Raw genomic sequence first — 4,876 nt, forward strand, 5'->3', positions numbered from 1 at the left:
AGCAGCGTCGAGGCGATGGCTTTCGCTTCATCGTCACTTTGCGCCCGGATCGTGCGGCTCTCCCCCACCCTCCCATCTGCGCTGAGGCTGAACACACGGTACATCCGGGTCCCCGGGGCAGGTTCATCGATACTCGTTGGCGAGCCTGACACGCGAGGATTGGTCCAGTGCGGGCGGGACCATGCGGATGATCGCCCCCCCAGAGTTGCAGACGCCCACGCCGGTGGATCGAGGGGGTGAAGAGGCACCGGCGCAGGCGTCACCGACAAAGTCGGCTGTATCGATTTTGCACAACCAATTGGCGAATGCACATCACAAAACTGCGCAGGTCTCGATAGCCACCGTGACCGCTCGGGGTGGATTTCCGTCGTTCTGCTTTTGAGCGGCAAGCGATGGAAGCAGACCTTGGCCTCGTGCCTACACGCCCCGGTGCGGGTCCTGGGAAGGTCCGCTTCCAGGTTGTCGATGCGGCGGGCGGGCGAGTGGGGTCGGATGCGGACCGTGATCTGCCATATACTGCGCCTAAGGTGAATGGGTGGCCCACGCCTGATTTTGTGGAACGCGATCGGGCTGCAGCCTCACGCGCCCGAGGCGAACGTCTGCGTGATCGTCCTCACCATCGTTGACACTTGCGCCCGGGCCTATCTGTCCGTGGTACCTTGCCACATACGTAGCAGCTCAGTCGTCTGGCTCGGGCCCTTCCGGATGGGAGGTAGCCGCCCGACTCATCGGGCGTGTAATCCATCGTCTGTCGTTCGAGGTCGATCCGCCGGGCCAGGGCGTCGGCGACGTCGTCCTGTTTGGTCGCAAGACGGCGCTGTGTGATACCAATGATCTCGACGTCAGGGGGCCGAGGCCGGGGATGCGCGATTACGAGGTCCGCGTCGGCCTTCGACTGACGACAACAGGTCTGTGGTGAGCCATGCGCGCCCCCAGCTTGCAATAGACAGATAGTTGTCAAATCAAGATATTGCCATCGAACGCAAGTGAAGACGTAAGAACTGGGCGCGTTCTCTATAGGACGTTCAACTTGCCGCGAGGTGGGCAACCGGTTCCATAGGCCGTTGTTTCGTTGCGACCCGGTCGATCATGAACCGGGAGGAGCACGCCATGGCCCAGAAGTCCCACACCGACGCCGCCGAGCATCACGAAAAGGCGGCCAAGTCGCACCGCGCCGCCGCCGAGCACCATGGCAAGGGCGACCATGCCGCCGGTCACAAGCACTCGACGGAAGCCCACGGCCATTCCGACAAGGCCCACGAGCACTCGACGAAGGCTCACGGCAATAGCGCCGAGAACCACAAGTAAGCTTCCGCCCCGATGAACTTGCCCCCGCTTCCGCGTGGAGCGGGGGCAAGCCTGGGCTCGGACACGGCTTCGATGTCGGCGCTGGCTGCGATAACCCCACCGAGATCTGATTTGCTGCCGAGTCTCCGGACCGATGGCCCCGTCGATCCTCGAATTGATCGAGGCCGTACCGCGCCTCCCGCGACCGTGAACGGCGATTTGGAACGAGGTCCGAAGCGGTGCCGTTCCTAGCCCGCGTGGCCGCCCTGGTCGCGATGGAGAACCGCCATGAGCAGCACCACAGACAAGATCAAGGGCTTGGCCAACGAGGCCGTTGGTAACGTAAAGCAAGGCATCGGCAACGTCACCGACAACGACAAGCTGAAGGCCGAGGGCAAGGCCCAGGAACTTAAGGGCGACGCCCAGAAGACGACCGGCGACGTCAAGGACGGCGCCAAGCACGTCGCCGACAAAATCACCGGCAAGGCCTGATCCGAGCGCCCGGGGCGGGTTCGCGCCCCGGGCATACCGGCGTTACGTCGACGGAAGCGGCCGGGTGCGTCACCGGTCCAGGCATAAGCCTCCCTCGCGACGACGATCCGCATTGCGGACAGCCCCGGGGACGCCGATATCCGAATTGCAGCCGGATGGTCGCCTGCGAACATGGCGCGGGCCCATGCAACCATTGAACGCGGCGCAGCCGACGCCCGAGATCGACCTCTCGTCCTGCGACCGCGAGCCCATCCATATCCTGGGCGCGGTGCAGCCCTTCGGCTTCCTGATCGGGCTCTCCGCTGACTGGATCGTCACCCGTGTCTCCGACAACGTCGCGGCCTGGCTGGACCGCTCCGTCGACGCCCTGCTGGGCCTTCCCCTCGATGCCGTCCTCGACCGCGAGGCCATCCATACCATCCGGGGCCACCTGCAGACCCTACGCGGTCCGGACGCCGTCGACCGGGTGTTCGGGCTTCGGCTGGTCCCGGGCGGAGTGCCATTCGACGTGGCCCTCCACATCTCCGGAGACACCATCGTCATCGAGGCCGAGCCGAGCGCCACCGAGCACCTGAGCGCCGGCAACCTCGTGCGCGGCATGGTGAGTCGTCTTCAGCAGACGGTTGGCTTCGATCCGCTCTGCCGCGAGGCCGCCCGCCAGATGCGGGCGCTGACCGGCTTCGACCGGGTGATGGTCTATCGCTTCGCGGAGGACTTTTCGGGCGAGGTCGTGGCCGAGTCGGTCAGATCCGGCCTCGACCCCTACCTCGGGCTGCACTACCCAGCCTCGGACATCCCGAAGCAGGCCCGCGCCCTCTACGAGCGCAACTGGCTGCGCATCATCGCCGACGTGGACGCTACCGCCGCCGCCGTGCTCCCGCAGCGCGATCCTGTCGGGCAGCCCCTCGACTTGTCGCTGTCGACCCTTCGGACGGTCTCGCCGATCCACCTCGAATACCTGCGTAATATGGGGGTGGCCGCATCCCTGTCCGTATCCATCATGCGCAACGGACGGCTCTGGGGCCTGTTCGCCTGCCACCACACCGAGCCGCGCCACATCTCCCTCGAACGCCGGACCGGCGCCGAGCTGTTCGGCCAGATGTTCTCCTGGCTGCTGGAGGCCCGCGAGCGCGAGGCCGACGCGGCGCGCGAGGTCCGCTCGCGCGACCTGCACAACCGGCTCATGGGTGCGCTGGCATCCGGCGGCACCAACCTGGAGCACCTCTCCGACTTCCTCGATGACCTCTCGGTCATCCTGCCCTGCGATGGCATCGGCCTTTGGGTGAACGGCGAGATCACCCTGCAGGGGGCGACCCCGACCGCGGACGAGTTCGCCGGGCTGGTGCGCTTCCTCAATCGCACGGCTGCCAGCAAGGCATACGCGACCGACGAGATCGGTCGCGTCCACGAGCCCGGCCGGGACTTCACCGAGCGGGCGGCGGGCATGCTCGCCATCCCGGTGTCACGTACACCCCGGGATTTCTTGGTCTACTTCCGGTGCGAGGTCTCTCGGACCGTGAACTGGGCCGGCAACCCGGTGAAGCCCGCGACCCCGGGGCCGAACGGCATCCGGCTGACGCCGCGCAAGAGCTTCGAGGCGTGGCGCGAGACCGTGCACGGGCGCTCCCTACCGTGGTCGGACGTCGAGATGCGGACTGCGGAGGCGCTGCGCATCACCCTTCTGGAAGTGATCCTGCGACTCACCGATTCAGCCGAAAAGGAACGCAAGGGCGCCCAGGAGCGGCAGGAGCTCCTGATCGCCGAGCTCAACCACCGGGTCCGAAACATCCTCAACCTGATCCGCGGTGTGGTCACCCAGAGTCGGACGGATGACGGCGCCGACAGCGTGTTCGCGGCCACGGTCGGCAACCGCATCCAGGCACTGGCGCGGGCGCACGATCAGATCACCTCCTCCAACTGGGGGCCTGGATCTCTACGCGACCTCATCATGCTGGAGGCCGGCGCCTACCTTGGACCCAAGGCCGACCGTGTCGTCCTCGACGGGACCGACGTCCTGCTGGAGCCGCAGGCGTTCTCGACCATCGCCCTGGTCGTGCACGAGATGATGACGAACTCGGCGAAGTACGGCGCGCTTTGCGACAGCCTGGGCCGGGTTGACGTGCGCTGGGAACGCGACGCCCTAGACCAGCTCGTGATCCAGTGGCGCGAGACCGGGGGGCCGGCGGTCCGGGCACCCACGCGGCGCGGGTTCGGCACCACCATCATCGAGCGGTCGATCCCGTACGAGCTCAAGGGCGAGGCGGAGGTACGCTACGAGCTGACGGGGGTAATGGCGCGTTTCACGCTCCCGGCGGCGCTGGTGAAGGCCGCACCGCGGGCCGCGCCGAAGGTCGTCGGGACCGCGGTACCCGAGCCGCCGCGGCGGCTTGCAGGCTCGATCCTCGTCGTCGAAGACAACATGATCATCGCCCTGGAGGCGGAGGAGATGCTGGCCTCGCTCGGCGCCGACGCCGTGGACATGGCCTCCTCGACGCGGGACGCGCTCCGCCTGATCGACGCCGCGCCCCCGGCCCGCGCCCTGCTCGACGTCAACCTGGGCTCAGAGACCAGTATCGCCGTTGCGCGAAAACTGTTCGAGCTAGGGATCCCGTACGCTTTCGCCACGGGCTACGGCGACGGCTTCCGTATCCCCGAGGATCTTGCCCAGGTGCCGGTGGTCAAAAAGCCCTATTCCACCGAGGACCTGTTACGCGCCTTCCCGTCGTGAAACGCCCTCAATGTCCGGGTCACCAAGGATCACGCCGCGTGGTCAATGGCCTCCACGACCTCGGAGGCGCTGTAGGGTTTCGGCACGAACTGGCCGTGGTCAGGAACCTCCTGGTCGTTGAACCGGTGCCGACCGGACGTCAGCACGAGGCGGATATCCGGCCATGCCTCGTGGACGCGTCCGGCCAGGGTCATCCCGCACATGGAACCAGGCATGTCGACATCCGTGAAGAGCGCGCCGATGTCCGACCGCTCGTGCAGGATGAACCAAGCCTCGTCGGCGTTGCGGGCCTCGACGGTCTGGAAGCCGGCATCCTCCAGCATCTCGACGGCACAGAGGCGCACGAGGTCGTCATCCTCGACGACGAGG

General features: G+C 66.6%; 4 protein-coding genes. 3 read left to right on the top strand and 1 reads right to left on the bottom strand.

Annotated features, from left to right (window positions below; genetic code table 11):
• The first annotated feature begins 1,110 nt into the window (after positions 1–1,110).
• The 3 genes from OXS27_RS31685 to OXS27_RS31695 all read left to right on the top strand — a co-directional run bounded on the left by OXS27_RS31685 (position 1,111) and on the right by OXS27_RS31695 (position 4,507).
• Positions 1,111–1,308: a hypothetical protein gene (locus OXS27_RS31685; RefSeq protein WP_267361625.1), complete on the top strand. Its 198-nt coding sequence runs from the start codon at positions 1,111–1,113 to the stop codon at positions 1,306–1,308.
• Positions 1,309–1,575: 267 nt separating this feature from the next.
• Positions 1,576–1,779 (top strand): CsbD family protein, encoded by a 204-nt coding sequence (locus tag OXS27_RS31690; RefSeq protein WP_267361626.1) that lies wholly within the window; start codon positions 1,576–1,578, stop codon positions 1,777–1,779.
• Positions 1,780–1,963: 184 nt separating this feature from the next.
• Positions 1,964–4,507 (top strand): HWE histidine kinase domain-containing protein, encoded by a 2,544-nt coding sequence (locus OXS27_RS31695; protein WP_267361627.1) that lies wholly within the window; start codon positions 1,964–1,966, stop codon positions 4,505–4,507.
• Between the two features lie 29 nt (positions 4,508–4,536).
• On the opposite strand, the gene OXS27_RS31700 is transcribed toward OXS27_RS31695, so the two are convergent.
• On the bottom strand, positions 4,537–4,876 hold a 340-nt coding region (locus OXS27_RS31700; RefSeq protein WP_267361628.1), incomplete at its 5' end, for a response regulator.

It is taken from the genome of Methylobacterium sp. GC_Met_3, assembly GCF_026540775.1.
GTDB lineage: Bacteria > Pseudomonadota > Alphaproteobacteria > Rhizobiales > Beijerinckiaceae > Methylobacterium.